The sequence below is a fragment of the Streptomyces sp. NPDC002104 genome (assembly GCF_053593795.1).
In genome coordinates, this window is the sequence record NZ_JBSFDF010000048.1 from 48,400 (window position 1) to 65,987 (window position 17,588).

General features: G+C 74.5%; 17 protein-coding genes and 1 pseudogene. 7 read left to right on the top strand and 11 right to left on the bottom strand.

Annotated features, from left to right (window positions below; genetic code table 11):
- Positions 1 to 158 precede the first annotated feature (158 nt).
- From ACWCP2_RS30335 to ACWCP2_RS30360, 6 genes are read left to right on the top strand one after another with little or no spacing between them, the layout of a single operon-like run.
- Positions 159 to 1,355 (top strand): ADP-ribosylglycohydrolase family protein, encoded by a 1,197-nt coding sequence (locus ACWCP2_RS30335; protein WP_450911769.1) that lies wholly within the window; start codon positions 159 to 161, stop codon positions 1,353 to 1,355.
- Positions 1,352 to 2,554, top strand: coding sequence for an ADP-ribosylglycohydrolase family protein (locus ACWCP2_RS30340; protein ID WP_450911752.1), 1,203 nt, complete (start codon positions 1,352 to 1,354; stop codon positions 2,552 to 2,554). Before ACWCP2_RS30335 ends, ACWCP2_RS30340 begins: the two co-directional genes overlap by 4 nt.
- A complete protein-coding gene (locus ACWCP2_RS30345) occupies positions 2,551 to 4,224 on the top strand; it encodes an ADP-ribosylglycohydrolase family protein (protein ID WP_450911753.1) in 1,674 nt (557 codons plus the stop codon). The genes ACWCP2_RS30340 and ACWCP2_RS30345 overlap by 4 nt, the downstream gene beginning before the upstream one ends.
- Positions 4,221 to 5,126: a ribokinase gene (rbsK, locus tag ACWCP2_RS30350; protein WP_450911754.1), complete on the top strand. Its 906-nt coding sequence runs from the start codon at positions 4,221 to 4,223 to the stop codon at positions 5,124 to 5,126. Before ACWCP2_RS30345 ends, rbsK begins: the two co-directional genes overlap by 4 nt.
- The gene (locus ACWCP2_RS30355; protein WP_450911755.1) at positions 5,123 to 6,352 is read left to right on the top strand and encodes a CaiB/BaiF CoA transferase family protein; all 1,230 of its coding nucleotides are present in this window, start codon (positions 5,123 to 5,125) and stop codon (positions 6,350 to 6,352) included. The genes rbsK and ACWCP2_RS30355 overlap by 4 nt, the downstream gene beginning before the upstream one ends.
- Positions 6,349 to 7,170, top strand: coding sequence for an HpcH/HpaI aldolase/citrate lyase family protein (locus tag ACWCP2_RS30360; RefSeq protein ID WP_450911756.1), 822 nt, complete (start codon positions 6,349 to 6,351; stop codon positions 7,168 to 7,170). The genes ACWCP2_RS30355 and ACWCP2_RS30360 overlap by 4 nt, the downstream gene beginning before the upstream one ends.
- A 70-nt stretch (positions 7,171 to 7,240) precedes the next feature.
- Here ACWCP2_RS30360 and lgt read toward each other — a convergent pair whose 3' ends face one another.
- The 11 genes and pseudogenes from lgt to hisI form a co-directional block, all read right to left on the bottom strand.
- Positions 7,241 to 8,275, bottom strand: coding sequence for a prolipoprotein diacylglyceryl transferase (gene lgt / locus ACWCP2_RS30365; protein ID WP_450911757.1), 1,035 nt, complete (start codon positions 8,273 to 8,275; stop codon positions 7,241 to 7,243).
- A 327-nt stretch (positions 8,276 to 8,602) separates the two neighbouring features.
- Positions 8,603 to 9,388 (bottom strand): annotated as a pseudogene (locus tag ACWCP2_RS30370) (DsbA family protein); the annotation flags it as partial.
- Positions 9,389 to 9,546: 158 nt separating this feature from the next.
- Entirely contained in the window at positions 9,547 to 10,359 is an 813-nt protein-coding gene (trpA, locus tag ACWCP2_RS30375; RefSeq protein ID WP_450911758.1) for a tryptophan synthase subunit alpha, read from the bottom strand.
- The gene (gene trpB, locus ACWCP2_RS30380; RefSeq protein ID WP_450911759.1) at positions 10,356 to 11,621 is read right to left on the bottom strand and encodes a tryptophan synthase subunit beta; all 1,266 of its coding nucleotides are present in this window, start codon (positions 11,619 to 11,621) and stop codon (positions 10,356 to 10,358) included. The genes trpA and trpB overlap by 4 nt, the downstream gene beginning before the upstream one ends.
- 197 nt (positions 11,622 to 11,818) lie before the next feature.
- Positions 11,819 to 12,028, bottom strand: coding sequence for a tryptophan biosynthesis modulator TrpM (gene trpM / locus ACWCP2_RS30385; protein ID WP_450911760.1), 210 nt, complete (start codon positions 12,026 to 12,028; stop codon positions 11,819 to 11,821).
- A gap of 9 nt (positions 12,029 to 12,037) precedes the next feature.
- On the bottom strand, positions 12,038 to 12,847 hold the full coding sequence (gene trpC, locus ACWCP2_RS30390) for an indole-3-glycerol phosphate synthase TrpC (RefSeq protein ID WP_250743801.1): 810 nt from the start codon (positions 12,845 to 12,847) through the stop codon (positions 12,038 to 12,040).
- A gap of 162 nt (positions 12,848 to 13,009) precedes the next feature.
- Positions 13,010 to 13,480 (bottom strand): DUF2752 domain-containing protein, encoded by a 471-nt coding sequence (locus ACWCP2_RS30395; RefSeq protein WP_450911761.1) that lies wholly within the window; start codon positions 13,478 to 13,480, stop codon positions 13,010 to 13,012.
- A gap of 63 nt (positions 13,481 to 13,543) precedes the next feature.
- Positions 13,544 to 13,795: an HGxxPAAW family protein gene (locus ACWCP2_RS30400; protein WP_450911762.1), complete on the bottom strand. Its 252-nt coding sequence runs from the start codon at positions 13,793 to 13,795 to the stop codon at positions 13,544 to 13,546.
- Positions 13,796 to 13,965: 170 nt separating this feature from the next.
- Entirely contained in the window at positions 13,966 to 14,640 is a 675-nt protein-coding gene (locus tag ACWCP2_RS30405; RefSeq protein ID WP_450911763.1) for a TIGR02234 family membrane protein, read from the bottom strand.
- Positions 14,641 to 14,654: 14 nt separating this feature from the next.
- Positions 14,655 to 16,145, bottom strand: a complete 1,491-nt coding sequence (locus ACWCP2_RS30410; RefSeq protein ID WP_450911764.1) for an anthranilate synthase component I — start codon at positions 16,143 to 16,145, stop codon at positions 14,655 to 14,657.
- A 31-nt stretch (positions 16,146 to 16,176) separates the two neighbouring features.
- A complete protein-coding gene (gene hisI / locus ACWCP2_RS30415) occupies positions 16,177 to 16,566 on the bottom strand; it encodes a phosphoribosyl-AMP cyclohydrolase (RefSeq protein WP_450911765.1) in 390 nt (129 codons plus the stop codon).
- 84 nt (positions 16,567 to 16,650) lie between these two features.
- On the opposite strand from hisI, the gene ACWCP2_RS30420 reads away from it, so the two are divergent.
- A complete protein-coding gene (locus tag ACWCP2_RS30420; protein ID WP_450911766.1) occupies positions 16,651 to 17,283 on the top strand; it encodes a TIGR03085 family metal-binding protein in 633 nt (210 codons plus the stop codon).
- Positions 17,284 to 17,588: the final 305 nt, after the last annotated feature.

A 17,588-nucleotide genomic window follows, 5' to 3' on the forward strand; every position in this document is an offset into this window, starting at 1 on the left:
GGCCGCTCGCCGCCCCGCCGGGGGTCTGGGCCGCCCCCGGATCCGGCCCCGGCCCCGCGGCCCGCACCGCCCCGGCGGAGGCGGCGGGCGGCCCGCTCACCGCCCCGTCGGGGCCCGCCCCGCGGGACGCGCAGCCCCGTACGGCCGCGGCCGCGGCCGTGACCGCGGGAACCGCCACCGGGGCGGCCCCCGGCCCCCGCCGGATCGAGGGGCTGCTGCTCGGGCTCGCCGCGGGCGACGCCGCCGGGTGGCCCGCGGCCCGCCACCGGGCCAGCCGGATGCCCGAGTGGACCCGGCGCCTCACCCGCGAGCTCGACACCTTCGCCGAGCAGAACGCCACCACCACCCTCCCCGTCCCCATCGCCCTCAACCAGCCCCCGGAGCCCCTGCGCCTGGGCCCCTCCGACGACGCCGAGTGGGCGGCCTTCGCCGCCGAGTCCGTCCTCACCGCCGCCGGGGTGCTGCTCAGCGACCTCTCCCGGTCCCGCCGCATGCGCGCCGCCATCGACCTGGCCTGGAACGCCCTGGCCAGCGAGGTCGCCGCGGCGGCGGAACGCGCGCCCGAGGTCGAGTCCGCCGTCCTCCCCATGCGGGCCCGGATCTCCGTCCGGGCCGGCCTCGGCAACCTCGCCGCGGGCCTGCGTCCGCCCGCCACCGGCCACGACAACCCGCACTACTTCGACGACGCCGCCTGCATCCGTGCCTGCGTCCTCGCCGTCGTCCATCCCGGGGACCCCGAGGCCGCCGCGGACCTCGCCGAGTTCGACGCCCGCTACACCCAGGACGGCGACGGCGTCCACGGCGCCCGCGCCATGGCCGCCGCCATCGCCACCGCCCTCGCGGGCAGCGGAACCTGCACCGCCTCCGACACCGACGCCGCCGTCGACGCCGCCCTCGCGCAGCTCCCCGAGTCCACCGAGATCGGCCGCAACGCCCGGCACGCGGTGAAGCTCGCCCGCGCCGAGACGGCCGGCGGGACCGGCGGAGCCTTCGCGATCGTCCCGCTCCTGGAGCACCAGATCGTCGACCACGTCTACAGCTACGGGATCGCCGCCGCGGAGACCGTCCCCGTGGCCCTGGCCCTCGCCACCGCCGCCCGCGGCCGCGTCGGCGAGGCGGTCCCGGCCGCCGCCTGCCTGTCGCGCGTCGCGGACTCCGCCCCCGCCCTCGCCGGCGCGCTGACCGGCGCCCTCGGCGGCGGGGACTCGCTCCCCGCCGCCTGGCGCGAAGCCTGCCGCACCCTCTCGGGCTGCGCCCTCCCCCGCCTCGCGGGCACCGACCTCGTCGAACTGGCCGCGCTGCTCACCCGTACGGAACTCACCTCGCCCAAGCCCCAAGGAAAGCCCCGCACATGACGACCGTGACCCCCGTGGACCCCACCCCCCACACCGCCTCGGCCCCCACCTCCCCCACCCCCTCCCTGGACGACCGGATCACCGGCGCCCTCGTCGGCGCGGCCGTCGGCGACGCGCTGGGCGGCCCGGTGGAGGGCTGGACCCCGGAACAGATCGTGGAACGGCACGGCGGCCGGGTGCGCGGCATCGTCGGGCCGTGGCACGAGGACTGGCGCACCGCCCGCCCGATCGCCCCGTACCACAAGGGCGACGGCCACGTCACCGACGACACCCTGATGACGCACGCGCTGGTACGGGTCTACGAGGCCGTACGGGACCACCTGGACGCGTACGCGATCGCCGAGCACCTGGTCCCGGACCTGATGACGATCCCCCGCTGGATCCCGGAACTGGAGGCGGACGCCCTCCCCCTCCAGCGGATCTTCCTCGCCGAGAAGTGGATCGTGACCCGGCTGCACTACGCGCACGCGGACCCGCGGGAGGCCGGCAACGGCAACATCGTCAACTGCGGTGCGGCGATGTACATGGCCCCGGTCGGCCTCGTCAACGCGGGCAATCCGGCCGGGGCGTACGCGGAGGCGCTGGACGTCACCGGAGCGCACCAGTCCTCGTACGGGCGGGAGGCGGCGGGGGTGTTCGCGGCGGCGGTGGCGGCGGCGTGCGTGCCGGGTGCCACGGCCGCCTCCGTGGTCGAGACGGCCCTCTCCCTGGCCAAGGACGGCACCCGCTCGGCCATCGCCGCGGTCTGCGAAGTCGCCTCCCGCCACCGGGACTTCGAGTCGGCGCTGGCCCCGCTCCGGGCCGCGGTCGCCCCGTACGACTCGGTGGGCCCGGACTACCGCGCCCCGTCCCTGGGCGCGCGCCGCCCGTCCCGCCTGCACTCCATCGAGGAACTCCCTGTCGCGCTGGGCATGTTGCTCGTCGCCGACGGCTGCTACGAGAGCTCCGTGCTCGGCGCCGTCAACTACGGCCGGGACTGCGACTCCATCGCGACCATGGCCGGCGCGATCGCGGGCGCCCTGTCGGGCGGGGCGGCCGTCCCGCCCGCCTGGGCGGACCGGGTCGCGGAGGCCAGCCGCCTGGACCTGCACGCACCGGCGTCGGCCCTGGCCTCGGTGACCCGCGAGGTCTTCACCCGCGACCACTCCCGCCGCCGCGCCCACGAGTCCGCCTTCACCGAGCTGACGGCCCCCCGATGACCATCGCCCACCGCACCCCGGCACCGACACCGACGCCGGCGCCTCCGGACGATCTGGTCCGGCTGACGTGGGTCCAGCCCGAGGACCTGGTCGGCCACGAGTTCCGGCAGGCCGCCGAGGACGGCCGCGGGGAAGCCGCGGAGCCGCTGCTGCGCGTCTGGCTCGCGGCGGGCGGCCACCTCGCCCCGGCCCGGGCGGGCGCCTCCGCCACTCCGGCCCCGCCGGAACTCCGGGCCCTGGCCACCGACCTCCTGTCGGCCCTGGCGGCCCTCCCCGCACCCGCCGACCCGGCCCCCCGGCCCACCCAGGGGCCCGGGGGCTCGCCCCCGGTTTCGGGAAGGGGCGGGGTGGGGGAACCCGCCCCCACCCCCGGCACGGCCCCGCCGGCCACCCCGCACGCGGACGAACCCACGCCGCCGGGGCCAGGGGCCCCGCCCCCGGTCCCGGGCTGGGCCGGGGCCAGGGAACCCGCCCCCGAACCCGCCCCCGCCGAAGCCGGGGACGGACCCGAACCCGGAGCCCCGTCCGAAGCCGGACCCGGACCCGGCGCCCCATCCGGACCCGGCTCCGGCCCCCGAGCCCCCGGCACACCCGCCCACGAGGCCCACCACCCCGCGCTGCGCCTCCGGCTGGAGGCCGCCTGGGTCGGCCGGGCCGTCGGGTGCGTGCTCGGCAAGCCCGTGGAGAAGCTGCCCCTGGCCGGGATCCGGGCCCTGGCCCGGGCCGCCGGGAACTGGCCCCTGGCCGACTGGTTCACCGAGCGCGGCGTACCGCCGGAGGTCCTCGCCGCGCACCCCTGGAACCGCCGCTCCGCGCCCACCTCCCTCGCCGAGAACATCGACGGCACTCCCGAGGACGACGACCTCAACTACCCCCTCCTCGGCCTGCTCCTCCTCCAGCGCCACGGCAAGGGCTTCACCACCGCCGACGTCGGCCGGCTCTGGCTCGACGAGCTCCCGGCCGGCCGGACCTTCACCGCCGAGCGGGTCGCGTACCGCAATCTGCTGCAAGGGCTGGAGCCCCCCGCCACCGCCACCCACCACAACCCCTTCCGCGAATGGATCGGCGCCCTGATCCGCGCCGACGTCCACGGCTGGACCAACCCGGGCGACCCGGCCGCCGCCGCGGCCCAGGCGCGCCGGGACGCGGCCCTCACCCACACCGGCAACGGCGCCCACGCCGCGGCGTTCGTCGCCGCCGCCACCGCCGCCGCGGCCACCGGCCGGGCCGACGTGCACACCGCGCTCCGGGCCGGTCTGGCCGCCGTACCGCCCGGCTCCCGCCTCGCCGAGGCCGTCCGCTTCGGGATCCGGACCGCCGCCGCGGAGCCCGAGTTCGATACCGTCGTCGACCTGCTCCACGCCCGCTACGGCCACTACCACTGGGTCCACGCCGTCCCCAACACCGCCGTGATCGCCGCCGCCCTCACCCACGCCGACGGGGAGTTCACCCACTCCGTGTGCCGGGCCGTGTCCGGCGGCTGGGACACCGACTCCAACGGCGCCACCGCCGGCGCCCTCGCCGGACTGCTCGCCGGCTCCCCCGACGCGATCCCGCACCGCTGGACCGCCCCGCTGAAGAACCGCCTCGCCACCAGCGTTCCCGGCTTCGACGGCATCGGCTTCGACACCCTCGCCCACCTCACCGCACAGGAGGCAGCCCGCTCATGACGGCCATCGCCGTGCTCGGCAGTACCAACATGGACCTCGTCGCCTACGTCTCCAAGGCCCCCCGCCTCGGGGAGACCGTCACCGGCCGCGAGTTCCGCACCGTCCCCGGCGGCAAGGGCGCCAACCAGGCCGTCGCCGCCGCCCGCTCGGGCGCGGAGGTGGTGATGATCGGCGCGGTCGGGGCCGACGAGTTCGGCGTACGGCTGCGCTCCGCGCTCACCGGCGCCGGCGTCGGGACGGCGGCCCTGCGCACCGTCGAGGGCGCGAGCGGCACCGCGCACATCACCGTGGACGACGAGGGCGGCAACAGCATCGTCGTCATCCCCGGCGCCAACGCCCTCGTCACCTCCCTGGAACCGGGCGACGAGGCCCGGATCGGCGCCGCCGACTCCCTGCTCCTCCAGCTCGAACTGCCCCTGGAAGCCGTGCTCGCCGGCGCGCTCGCCGCCCGCGCCCACGGCGTACGGACCATCCTCACCCCGGCCCCCGCCCAGCCACTGCCCGCCGAACTCCTCGCCGCCACCGACCTGTTGGTACCCAACGAGCACGAGGCCGCCACCCTCACCGGGCTCACCGACGTCCACCTGGCCGCGGCCGCCCTGCTCCAGGACGTGCCGGAGGTGGTCGTCACCCTCGGCGCGGCCGGGGTGCTGTACGCCGCCCGCGGCCGCGAGCCGCTGGCCGTGCCCGCGCCGCGGGTACGGGCCGTGGACACCACCGCCGCCGGAGACACCTTCGTCGGCGCGCTCGCCGTGGCCCTGGGCGAGGGCGCGGCGATGCCCGCGGCGCTGCGCTGGGCCTCGGCGGCCGCCGCCCTGTCCGTGCAGCGCCCCGGGGCCCAGGACTCGATGCCGACCCGCTCCCAGACCGACGCCTTCGCCCGCTCCGGAGCCGCCTCGTGACTCCCGCCGCCCAGGAGACCGCTACGGGTACCGCCGCCACCGCCCCGCCCCTGCGCGGACTGCGCGTCCTCGACCTCGCCACCCTCTTCGCCGGTCCCCTCGCCGCCACCCTGCTCGGCGACTTCGGCGCCGAGGTGGTCAAGGTGGAGCACCCGACCCGCCCCGACCCCTCCCGCGGCCACGGCCCCGCCAAGGACGGCATCGGCCTCTGGTGGAAGCTGCTCGGCCGCAACAAGCGGACGATGACCCTCGATCTGTCCACCCCCGGCGGCCGGGACACCCTGCTGCGCCTGGCCGCCACCGCCGACGTGGTGATCGAGAACTTCCGCCCGGGAACCCTGGAGCGCTGGGGCCTGGGCTGGCCCGAGCTGTCCGCCGCGAACCCGCGGCTGATCCTGACCCGCGTGACGGCCTTCGGCCAGGAGGGCCCGTACGCCCACCGTCCCGGCTTCGGCACCCTCGCGGAGGCGATGAGCGGCTTCGCCGCGATCACCGGGGAGCCGGAGGGGCCGCCGACCCTGCCGCCCTTCGGGCTCGCGGACTCGATCGCCGCGCTGACCACCGCGTACGCCGTGATGGCGGCGCTCGCCGGACGCGACCGCACCGGGCAGGGGCAGGTGGTGGACCTGGCGATCATCGAGCCGATCCTGACGGTCCTCGGGCCGCACCCGCTCTGGTACGACCAGCTCGGCTACGTCCAGCCGCGCACCGGAAACCGGTCCACCAACAACGCGCCCCGCAACACGTACCGCAGCCTGGACGGCCGCTGGCTCGCGGTCTCCACCTCCGCCCAGTCCATCGCCGAGCGCGTGATGCGGCTCGTGGGCCGGCCCGAGCTGATCGCCGAGCCATGGTTCGCGTCCGGCTCCGGGAGGGCCGGTCACGCGGACGTGCTCGACGAGGCGGTCGGCGGCTGGATCGCCCGCCACAAGGCGGACGAGGTGACGGCCGCCTTCGAGGAGGCCGAGGCCGCGGTCGCGCTGGTCTACGACGTACGGGACGTCATGGCCGATCCGCAGTACGCGGCCCTGGACACGATCACCGAGGTCGAGGACCCGGAGCTGGGCCCGATCCGCATGCAGAACGTCCTCTTCCGGCTCTCGGACACCCCGGGCTCCATCCGCTGGGCGGGCCGCCCGCACGGCGCGGACACCGACGCCGTACTCACCGAGCTCGGCCTCTCCCCGGCCGAGATCACCGCTCTCCGCACGGAAGGCGCCCTGTGATCCTGACCTGGCTCTACGTACCCGGCGACCGCCCGGACGTGGTCTCCAAGGCGCTGCACGCCGGAGCCGACGCCGTGATCGTCGACCTGGAGGACGCGGTGTCGGCCTCCCGCAAGGAGTACGCCCGCGCCGCCACCGCCGAGCTGCTCGACGGCAGCCACCCGGTCCCCGTCCACGTCCGCGTCAACGCCCTGGACTCCCCGTGGGGCGTCGCCGACCTCAGTGCGCTGGGCGGGCTGCACGGCCTCGCCGGACTGCGCCTGCCCAAGATCTCGTCGCCGGAGCAGATCGCCGTCACCGCCGACCGCGCCCCCGGGGTGGCCCTGTACGCCCTGCTGGAATCGGCGATCGGTGTGGAACGGGCCTACGACATCGCCCGCGCGCACCCCGCCCTGCGCGGGCTGTCCCTGGGCGAGGCCGACCTGCGGGCCGACCTGGGCGTGACCGCGGAGTCGGGCCTGGACTGGCCGCGCTCCCGGGTGGTGGTCGCCGCCCGCGCGGCCGGGCTGGCGCCGCCGGCCCAGTCGGTGTTCCCCGACATCCGGAACCTGGAGGCGCTGGCCGCCTCCTGCGCCCGGGGCCGCGCCCTCGGCTTCCTGGGCCGCGCGGCGATCCACCCGCGCCAGCTCCCGGTGATCGAGCGGGCCTACCTGCCCGGCGCGGCGGAGGTCAGCGCCGCCGAGGAGATCGTGGCGGCGGCCCGGCGCACCCCCGGCGCGGTGGCCCTCCCCGACGGCCGCTTCGTCGACCCGGCGATGCTGGCGGGCGCGGAACGGGTCGTGGCCCTGTCCCGCCGGGACGCACCGGTGCTCTCCTGACCCGGGGCACGCGCAACGGGAGGGGCGCCGCGCGGTGTGCGCGGCGCCCCTCCCGTTCGACCGTTGCCGGTCAGAGCTTCTTGGCCCCGGGGGCCTCGACCTCGGCGTCGGCCTGAGCCTCGGGCTTGTCCTTGTCCTCGGCCTTGTCCTTGCCGTCGGCTTCGGCTTCGCCCTTGGCGTCCTTCGGCTGGGCGTCGGCCCCGGCCCCTGCCTCGACGGCTCCCTTGGCTTCGGCGTCCCCGGCCGGGGTGTCCCCGTCCTTGGCCCCGGCCCCGGCCACCGCGCCGGCGCCGGTCTCGGGCTCGACGACCTCCTCGCGGCCCGGCCGCAGCTTCGCGGACAGCACCAGGTACACCACGGCGAGCACGAAGACGACGATCGAGGTCCAGACGTTGAGCCGCAGACCGAGGATGTGGTGGGCCTCGTCGACCCGCATGTACTCGATCCAGCCGCGCCCCACGCAGTACGCGGCGACGTACAGCGCGAAGGCCCGCCCGTGTCCGAGCCTGAAGCGCCGGTCGGCCCAGATCACCAGCAGGGCGACACCGACGCACCAGAGGGACTCGTAGAGGAAGGTCGGGTGGTAGGTCCCGGCGACGCGGTTCGGGCCGTCGCTGATCTTCACCGCCCAGGGCAGATCGGTGGCGCGGCCGTACAGCTCCTGGTTGAACCAGTTGCCCCAGCGCCCGCAGGCCTGGGCCAGCGCGATGCCGGGGGCCAGGGCGTCGGCCCAGGCCGGCAGCGGGATGCCGCGCCGGCGGCAGCCGATCCAGGCGCCGACCGCGCCGAGCGCGATCGCGCCCCAGATGCCCAGGCCGCCCTCCCAGATCTTGAAGGCGCCGACCCAGTCGCGGCCCTCACCGAAGTAGAGCTGGTAGTCGGTGATCACGTGGTAGAGGCGACCGCCGACCAGACCGAACGGCACGGCCCACACGGCGATGTCCGCGACCGTGCCCGGCTTACCGCCGCGCGCGATCCAGCGCTTGTTGCCGAGCCAGACGGCGACGAAGACGCCGATGATGATGCAGAACGCGTAGCCGCGCAGCGGGATCGGCCCGAGATGGAGCACGCCCGTCGACGGACTGGGAATGAAGGCAAGGTTCATGGCAAGAAGCGACGCTACCTTGCCGGACGGTGGTGACCGCAACCCGCCCGGCAAGCTGCTGCCGAATCGAGACGGCCGTCAGTGCCCCATGGACATCCCGTCGTGGTCCGCGGAGCTGTCCTCGGAGCCCGTACCGCCGCCCGTGGCCGACCGTCCCGCCGAGCGCGACGAGGAGGACGCAGAGGACCCGGAGGACGCGGAGGCCTTCGCCGGACCCGACGCGGAAGACGACGGCGCCCCGGAGCCGGACCCTGACCGGGACTTGGCCGGGGAGCCGGACGACGCCGATGCCGATGCCGACGGGGAGCCCTTCACCCCGCCCGGGCCGCCCTTGCCGGCCGCCTCCACCTTCTCCTTGAGCTTCTGCGGGGTCAGCGGGTTGGCCTGGTCCGCGAAGATGTCCTTGCCGTCGAGCAGCACGGTCGGGGTCCCGCGGAAATTGCCCGCGCGGAAGGCGTCCTGCGACTTGTTCACCCAGCTGTTGTGCGTCCCGTCCTCGACGCAGCTGCGGAAGGCGGGGGTGTCGAGTCCGTCGACCTTCCCGGCCAGCTCCAGCAGCTTGGCGTTCTTGCCGTAGGCGTCGTTGGTCTCCTCGGGCTGGTTGTCGAAGAGCACGTCGTGGTACGAGCCGAACTTCCCGGCGTCCTGGGCGCACGCGGCCGCGTTGGCGCTCTTGAGGGAGCCGCTGCCGCCCATGTTCCCGTCGATCAGGGTGACGATGTGGTACTCGACCTTGAGGAGGCCCTTGGCCTCCAGGTCGTGGATGGTGTCGCGGTAGTTGGTCTCGAAGGCCTTGCAGGCCGGGCAGCGGAAGTCCTCCCACACGGTCAGCGTGGAGGGGGCCTCGTCCTTGCCGGCCTGGATGGCCAGCGCGTCCTTGCCCGTGGCTCCGGACGGGGCCACCAGCGGGCCGCCCTTGGCCGAGGATCCGCCCTTGCCGGTGTTCGCCGCGATCAGGCCGACGACGGCCGCCAGACCCAGGACGCCGACCACCGCCGCCGACACGACGAGGGTCCGCCGCCGCTTGTCCTTGGCCTTCTGCCGCTCGCGCTCCACCTGGAGTCGCTCACGGGCCGATCGTTTCGTCGTATCGCGGTTCGCACCGTCGTTCATGTCGCTCACGTTCGGCCAAACGAAGCAGGGAGGCACTCTCGTGCCTCCCTGCCCCTACTTCCACCCGATCGGGCTACAGAACCCGCTCAGGGGTCCGGCCGCGCGATCGAACGGGCTGCGCCGGACGGCGCCGACCCCCGGATCCGGCGTACGCCGCCTCAGCTCCGGCGCACGCCCTCGGCGAGCTCGCCCGCCAGTGCCTTGACGGCGGCCAGCCCGGCGGGCAGGTCCGGCGCGTCGAGCAGCAGCTTCACGAAGGCCGAGCCGACGATGACGCCGTCGGCGAAGCCCGCGACCTCCTTGGCCTGGGCGGCGTTGGAGACGCCCAGTCCCACGCAGACCGGCAGCTCGCTGGTGGCGCGGGTGCGGCGGACCAGGTCGGCCGCCTGGTTGCCGACCGACTCGCGGGTGCCGGTGACCCCCATGAGGGAGGCGGCGTAGACGAAGCCGGAGCCGGCCGCCGTGATGGTGGCGAGGCGCTCGTCCTTGCTGCTGGGAGCCACGACGAAGACGGTCGCCAGACCGTGCTTGGCCGCGTGCTCGCGCCACAGCGCGGACTCCTGGACCGGCAGGTCGGGCAGGATGCAGCCGGCGCCGCCGGCCGCGGCGAGCTCCGCGGTGAACCGCTCGACGCCGTAGCGGTCGATCGGGTTCCAGTACGTCATGACGAGGATCGGGGCGCCCGTGGCCTCGTACGCCTCGCGGACGGTCCGCAGGGTGTCCGCGATCTTGACCCCGCCGCGCAGGGCGATGTCGTCGGCGGTCTGGATGATGGCGCCGTCCAGGACCGGGTCGCTGTGCGGGAGGCCGATCTCGACCACGTCCGCGCCGCCGGCGATGACGGCCTTGACGGCCTCGATGGCCCCGTCCACGGTCGGGAAGCCGGCCGGGAGGTAGGCGACGAGGGCCGCGCGGTCCTCGGACTTCGCCTTCGCGAGGGTCGCCGACAGGAGTTCGATGGTGCCGCTCACTTGGTCTCCCCCTCGGTGCTGCCGGTGGTCTCGGCGTCGTACAGGTCGAAGTACCGGGCGGCGGTGTCCATGTCCTTGTCGCCGCGGCCGGACAGGTTGACGACGATCAGCCCGTCCTTGCCGAGCTCCTTGCCCAGGTCCAGCGCGCCCGCGAGGGCGTGCGCGGACTCGATGGCCGGGATGATGCCCTCGGTGCGCGAGAGCAGCCGCAGGGCCTGCATCGCCTGGTCGTCGGTGACCGCGCGGTACTCGGCGCGGCCCGCGTCCTTGAGGTACGAGTGCTCCGGGCCGATGCCCGGGTAGTCCAGGCCGGCCGAGATGGAGTACGGCTCGGTGATCTGGCCCTCCTCGTCCTGCAGGACGTAGGAGCGCGATCCGTGCAGGATGCCGGGCTCGCCCGCGGTCAGCGTGGCCGCGTGCTCGCCGGTCTCCACGCCGTGTCCGGCGGGCTCGAAGCCGACCAGGCGGACGTCGGCGTCCGGGATGAAGGCGTGGAACAGGCCGATGGCGTTGGAGCCGCCGCCGACACAGGCCGCGACCGCGTCGGGCAGCCGTCCGGCGCGCTCCAGGATCTGGCGGCGGGCCTCGACGCCGATGACCCGGTGGAAGTCGCGGACCATCGCGGGGAAGGGGTGCGGGCCCGCGACGGTGCCGAAGAGGTAGTGGGTGCGGTCCACGTTGGCGACCCAGTCGCGGAACGCCTCGTTGATGGCGTCCTTCAGGGTCCGGGAGCCGGACTTCACCGCGATGACCTCGGCGCCGAGGATCCGCATCCGGGCCACGTTCAGGGCCTGGCGCTGGGTGTCGATCTCGCCCATGTAGATCGTGCACTCGAGGCCGAACAGGGCGCAGGCGGTGGCGGTGGCCACGCCGTGCTGGCCCGCGCCGGTCTCCGCGATGACGCGGGTCTTGCCCATGCGCTTGGTGAGCAGCGCCTGGCCCAGCACGTTGTTGATCTTGTGCGAGCCGGTGTGGTTCAGGTCCTCGCGCTTGAGGAAGATCCGCGCCCCGCCCGCGTGCTCGGCGAACCGCGGCACCTCGGTCAGGGAGCTGGGGCGGCCGGTGTAGTTGACCATCAGGTCGTTGAGCTCGGCCGCGAAGGCCGGGTCGCCCTTGGCCTTCTCGTACTCGACGGCGACCTCGTCCACGGCGGCGACGAGCGCCTCCGGGATGAACTTGCCGCCGAAGTCGCCGAAGTAGCCCTCGGCGTTGGGGATGTGACCCTCGGGGTCCGGGATGAAGAAATTGCTGGCGCTGGACATGCCCAGGTACTCCTACGGATGCGACGCGGATGCCTTCACCGTATTGCGCCGTCCGCCCCTGGCGCGCACACCCCGCTGGGGCACGGGCGTACGAGGGTGCGGAGCGGCCCGTCCCCGAGCCGGCGGCTCCGGGGAACGGACCGTGACAGGACGCCGACGGAGACGGGTGTACGACGTACACCGTCCGGCGGGCCTCGTTACGGCGCGACTCCGGGTCGCCATCGCATGCCGTTGACCTGACCGGGCTCGGAGCCGATCACGTACCGGACCCGCCGCCCGCGCACGCGCCGGGCCGGGGCGCGGCAGCCGCGAGGGCGGCAGCCGCGCGCCAGGGGCGCGTGCGCCGTCGGCACACCGGCCAGGCCGGAGCCCGGCCGGGTGCGGACGGAGGGGCGGTTTCGGGCCATGGGTACGGGTCAGCTCCGCCCGTGGCGCAGGGCGGGGTGGGCGCCGGCGGCGACGAGGTCGGCCACGGCCGCCTTCGGGTCGCGGCCGGTCACCAGGGACTCCCCGACGAGGACGGCGTCCGCGCCCTCGTTCGCATAGGCGATCAGATCGTGCGGCCCGCGGATGCCGGATTCGGCAACCTTCACGATGTGGGCCGGGATCTCTCCGACGATCCGCTCGAAGGTGGAGCGGTCGACCTTGAGGTCCTTCAGGTTGCGGGCGTTGACGCCGATGATCTTGGCGCCCGCCGCGACCGCACGCTCGATCTCCTCCTCGTCGTGGACCTCGACGAGCGGGGTGAGGCCGATGGACTCGGCCCGCTCGATGAGGGAGACGAGGGCCTCCTGCTCCAGGGCCGCGACGATCAGCAGCACGAGGTCGGCGCCGTAGGCGCGGGCCTCCCACAGCTGGTACGCCGTGACGATGAAGTCCTTGCGCAGGATCGGGATGTCCACGCGGGCGCGGACGGCCTCCAGGTCGGCCAGCGAGCCGCCGAAACGACGCTGCTCGGTGAGGACGGAAATGACCGCCGCACCGCCCGCTTCGTAGTCGGCGGCGAGCCCGGCCGGATCGGCGATGGCGGCCAGCGCACCCTTGGAGGGGCTGGAACGCTTGACCTCGCAGATCACCTTGACGCTGTCGCCGCGCAGGGCAGCGACGCCGTCCTTGGCCTGGGGCGCCTTGGCGGCACGCTCCTTGAGCTCGTCGAGGCTGACGCGCGCCTGCCGTTCGGCAAGGTCTTCGCGGACCCCTTCGATGATCTCGTCGAGCACACTCACGCGAGCGGCCCCCTTCCGGGTCGATGACGGTCGGCCGCCTTGCAGACACGTACAACTGCAAGGTCAGCAGTTCAAATGGTATCCGCAGGACGCCTTGCCCTCCGCACGCGGTTGACGGCGTCCCATTAAATGGACATCCGGAATCTTTACTTCAGCTATACCTCAGGGCGCCAGGAAAGAGCCCAGGGGCAGGTTCCGGACAACGGAGAAGCCCAGGGCCACCGCGCCCATCCCCCACCAGTACACAGGCCGTACGACGACCCTCGGGGCCCGTACCCCCCGATAGGCCCGAACCAGCCACAGGACCATGAACCCGGCGAAGAAGAAGTAGCCCGCGACCGCGAGGGCATTTGACCCGATAGCTGTCACGAGATCGCCGTGGGCGAACGCGTGGGCACTGCGCAGCCCGCCGCAGCCGGGGCACAGGACCCCGGTCAGCCGGAACAGCGGGCAGACCGGATAGTGGCCCGGCTCGTTCGGGTCCACGGTCCCCACGTACGCGAGGGCCGCGGCGGCCACGCCCAGCGTGAGCGCCGGACCCACCAGCCGGCCGGCCCGGGACACGGGCGCGGGAGGCGGCGCGAGGCCGGTCGTTCCAGAGGAGGCGTCCACCCGCTGATTCTCTCCGCTCATGACAAAAGGCGCAGCCCGACAGGGCCGCGCCTTTCGAAAACCCGCGTGCCCGCTGCGGCCCGGTCAGACCTTGGCGGCGACGCGGTTCGCGGCGATGACCTCGGCGAGGTCCCGGTGCGCGGCCTTCGGCGCACCCATGCCCGCGGCCTTCATCGCCAGGCCCACGACACCGCCGATGGCGACGACGACGAGACCGGCCCAGAAGCCCAGCGGGTTCGCCAGCACCATGAAGGCGCCGGAGATGGCGAAACCGATGAAGGCGATGATGACACCGGTCCAGGCGGCCGGGGTGTGTCCGTGGCTAGTGCCCGCCATGAGTTGCTCCTCGTACTCGGGTGTGCTCTGTCGCACGCCGCACGTGCTGTGGCGAACGGTGCTGTGCCGAACGCTGGATGGTCATTGTCCCGCACCGCGAACCGGCCTCGTCCACGGGGTCGGCTCCCGGTTCACGCGGGCGCCTGCGCCCGCGCGGGCCGGACACGGGTTCAGCGGGCCGGGTCCGGACCGGTGGGGTCCTCGCCCCGGTCCAGAGCCTTCCACAAGTCCTCGGGCCGGTCCGGGTCCACCACGGCCGCCTTGCGCGGTCGCGGGCTGCCGTCCCGCTCGTAGCGGCCGCCCATCGTGGGCCAGGTGCCCCCGAAGCGCAGCGCGAGCAGTCCCGCCAGCAGGATCAGCGCCCCGCCCGCCGCCGTCACGTAGGGCCAGGCCGTATGGGTCAGGCCGGCCACCTGGGCCGCGGCGTCGGCCGTCGTACGGGCCGCCTGCGTGTCCAGCGCGCGCCGGCCGTCCGCGCCGGCCAGCGCGGCCAGCGCCGCGCCCAGGCCGCTCAGCGCGAGCAGCCCCGAGACCAGCAGCCGGCTGCGGCCGCGTACGGCGAAGACGGCGACCAGGGCGGCGAGCCCGACGATGGCCAGGGCGGCGGGCAGCCCGGTGACGGCCCGCCCGTCCGCGGTCACCGGCAGCGAGCCGCCGCCGACGCTGGCCACGCCCCGGGCCCAGACGCGGCCGGAGGCGAGCAGGGCGACGGTGGCGCCGAGGGCGCCGAGCAGCAGGGCGACGGCCACGCTGCGGCGGCCGCCGCGGCCCGCGGGGGCCTCGGGCTCGGCGGCGGCATCGGCGTCTTCGGATCGGGGCGGGGGTACGGCACTCACGTACCCCACTATCCCCTACCGGCTCAGGCGCCGTGGAGGCGGTTCGCCGCCGCCACCGCGCGGAGCACCGCGGCGGCCTTGTTGCGGCACTCGGCGTCCTCCAGCTCGGGCACCGAGTCGGCGACGACCCCGGCGCCGGCCTGCACGTACGCCTTCCCGTCGCGCAGCAACGCGGTGCGGATGGCGATGGCGGTGTCGGAGTCCCCGGCGAAGTCGAGGTAGCCGACGCAGCCGCCGTAGAGCCCGCGGCGGGTGGGCTCCAGCTCCTCGATGATCTGCATGGCGCGCGGCTTGGGCGCGCCGGACAGGGTGCCGGCCGGGAAGCAGGCGGTGAGCACGTCGAAGGCGGTCTTCCCCTCGGCGACGCGCCCGGTGACGGTGGAGACGATGTGCATGACGTGCGAGTACCGCTCGATGCTCATGAAGTCGACGACCTCCACCGAGCCCGGCTCGCAGACCCGGCCGAGGTCGTTGCGGCCGAGGTCGACGAGCATGAGGTGCTCGGCGCGCTCCTTGGGGTCGGCGAGCAGCTCGTCGGCGAGCTCGTTGTCCTGCTGCGGGGTGGCGCCCCGGTGCCGGGTGCCGGCGATGGGGTGGACCATGGCCCGCCCGTCCTCGACCTTGACCAGCGCCTCGGGGCTGGACCCGACGACGTCGAAGCCGTTCTCGAAGCGGAAGAGGTACATGTACGGGGAGGGGTTCGTGGCCCGCAGCACCCGGTAGACGTCGAGCGCGGAGGCGCTGCACGGGGTCTCGAACCGCTGCGAGGGCACCACCTGGAAGGCCTCGCCGGCCCGGATCCGCTCCTTCACGTCCTCCACGGCGGCCTGGTACTTCTCGCCGCCCCACAGCGCCGAGTACTCCGGGAGCTCGGAGGCGGGCAGCGGCATCGGCGCGTACGGGGCCGGCCGCGCGAGGTCGGCCTCCATCGCGTCGAGGCGGGCCACCGCGTCCTCGTACGCCTCGTCCACGCCCGCGGCGAGGTCGTTGTGGTTGATGGCGTTGGCGATGAGCTGGACGGTGCCGTCCCAGTGGTCCAGGACCGCCAGGTCGGAGGTGAGCAGCATCGTCAGCTCGGGCAGCTGCAGGTCGTCCTCGGTGTGCTCGCCGATGCGCTCCAGCCGGCGCACGATGTCGTAGCCGAGGTAGCCGACCATGCCGCCGGTGAAGGGCGGCATGCCGGAGGCCAGGTCCCGGGGGGTGTGCAGGGCCTCCACGGTCTGCCGCAGGGCCTCCAGGGGGTCGCCGGAGGTCGGGACGCCGACGGGCGGGGTGCCGATCCAGTGGGCCTGGCCGTCGCGGACGGTGAGGGTGGAGGCGCTGCGGACGCCGACGAAGGAGTAGCGCGACCAGGAGCGGCCGTTCTCGGCGGACTCCAGGAGGAACGTCCCGGGGCGTTCGGCGGCCAGCTTGCGGTAGAGCCCGACGGGCGTGTCACCGTCCGCCAGCAGCTTGCGGCTGACGGGGATGACGCGGCGGTCGGCCGCGAGCTTGCGGAACGTCTCAAGATCCATGGCGTGGGACCTTACTTGTGATCGGCTTCGGCTATTCGGCGTCGGCGGTGGGGCCGGAGGGACCGGCCAGGGGGAGGACGTCGGCATCGAAACACGTCCGGGCACCGGTGTGGCAGGCCGCGCCGACCTGGTCCACCTGGACGAGCACGGTGTCGGCGTCGCAGTCGAGCGCGACGGACTTCACGTGCTGGAAGTGACCGGAAGTGTCGCCCTTCACCCAGTACTCCTGACGGCTGCGCGACCAGTACGTGCACCGGCCGGTGGTCAGGGTGCGGTGCAGGGCCTCGTCGTCCATCCAGCCGAGCATGAGCACCTCACCGGTGTCGTACTGCTGGGCGATGGCCGGGACCAGACCGTCCGCGGAGCGCTTGAGGCGGGCGGCGATGGCGGGATCGAGGGAGGACGTACTCATGGGAGCCATTGTGCCGGGCCCGGGGGACGATCAAGGATCCCTGTCCGCCTGATGAGCAGCCGCGGGGCGGGTTCCAGCCGTAGGCTGGCACACATGTCTACCCATGCGAAGCGTGAACGACTGCTGCTGGCCGACCTGTTGGAATCCGCCGGCCCGGAGGCGCCGACGCTGTGCGACGGCTGGCGGACGCGGGACCTCGCCGCGCACGTGGTGGTCCGGGAGCGGCGCCCGGACGCGGCGGGCGGACTGCTCCTGAACGTCCTGAAGGGCCGCCTGGACAAGGCGATGGAGGAGTACGCGGCCAAACCGTACGAGGAGCTCATCCAGCTGATCCGCACGGGCCCGCCGAAGCTGTCCCCCTACTCGCTGAAGCAGATCGACGAGCTGGCGAACGCGGTGGAGTTCTACGTCCACTCCGAGGACGTCCGCCGCGCCCAGCCGGACTGGTCCCCGCGCGTCCTGGACCCGGTCTTCTCGGACTCCCTGTGGTCCCGTCTGGAAAAACTGGCGCGCCTCACGGGGCGGCGCTCCCCCGTGGGCCTGGTCCTGTGGCGCCCGAACGGCCAGACGGCGGTCGCCCACAAGGGGGCCCCGGTGGTCACGGTCACCGGGGAGCCCGGGGAACTGACCCTGTTCTGCTTCGGCCGGCAGGACGCCGCGGCGGTGGAACTGGACGGCCCGAAGGAGGCGGTCGCCCAGCTCACGCGAGCAGAGCTGGGCATTTAGCCCCCCTTCTTGACGCGGAGCTCGCACCGCTGCGCCGGACTCCGTCCGGCGGTGGCGGGTCGGGGTTGCGGGGTTGCCGCCACGGCCGTCCCGGCCCGGGGTCGGTGGGCGCGTGCGGGTGCTGGGCCCTGCGGGGCGAGGTCCCCTACCCGCCCTTCCACCGTTCCCCGGGCTCCGCCCGGACCCCGTCTGCCGCGTGCGGCGCCGTTCCCGGGGGCCAGCCCCCGGACCCCCGCTCCTCAAACGCCGGAGGGGCTGGATCTTGCCCGGCGGGCCTGGATTGCCCGCAGGGCAATTCCACCCTC

What these genes read in the sequence shown, in the direction of transcription:
- rbsK (WP_450911754.1), top strand. Translation starts at nt 4,221, where the DNA reads ATGACGGCCATCGCCGTGCTCGGCAGTACCAACATGGACCTCGTCGCC.
- trpB (WP_450911759.1), bottom strand. Translation starts at nt 11,621, where the DNA reads ATGTCCAGCGCCAGCAATTTCTTCATCCCGGACCCCGAGGGTCACATC.
- ACWCP2_RS30400 (WP_450911762.1), bottom strand. Translation starts at nt 13,795, where the DNA reads ATGGCGGGCACTAGCCACGGACACACCCCGGCCGCCTGGACCGGTGTC.
- hisI (WP_450911765.1), bottom strand. Translation starts at nt 16,566, where the DNA reads ATGGCTCCCATGAGTACGTCCTCCCTCGATCCCGCCATCGCCGCCCGC.
- ACWCP2_RS30410 (WP_450911764.1), bottom strand. Translation starts at nt 16,145, where the DNA reads ATGGATCTTGAGACGTTCCGCAAGCTCGCGGCCGACCGCCGCGTCATC.
- ACWCP2_RS30345 (WP_450911753.1), top strand. Translation starts at nt 2,551, where the DNA reads ATGACCATCGCCCACCGCACCCCGGCACCGACACCGACGCCGGCGCCT.
- ACWCP2_RS30395 (WP_450911761.1), bottom strand. Translation starts at nt 13,480, where the DNA reads ATGAGCGGAGAGAATCAGCGGGTGGACGCCTCCTCTGGAACGACCGGC.
- trpM (WP_450911760.1), bottom strand. Translation starts at nt 12,028, where the DNA reads ATGGCCCGAAACCGCCCCTCCGTCCGCACCCGGCCGGGCTCCGGCCTG.
- ACWCP2_RS30340 (WP_450911752.1), top strand. Translation starts at nt 1,352, where the DNA reads ATGACGACCGTGACCCCCGTGGACCCCACCCCCCACACCGCCTCGGCC.
- ACWCP2_RS30420 (WP_450911766.1), top strand. Translation starts at nt 16,651, where the DNA reads ATGTCTACCCATGCGAAGCGTGAACGACTGCTGCTGGCCGACCTGTTG.
- lgt (WP_450911757.1), bottom strand. Translation starts at nt 8,275, where the DNA reads ATGAACCTTGCCTTCATTCCCAGTCCGTCGACGGGCGTGCTCCATCTC.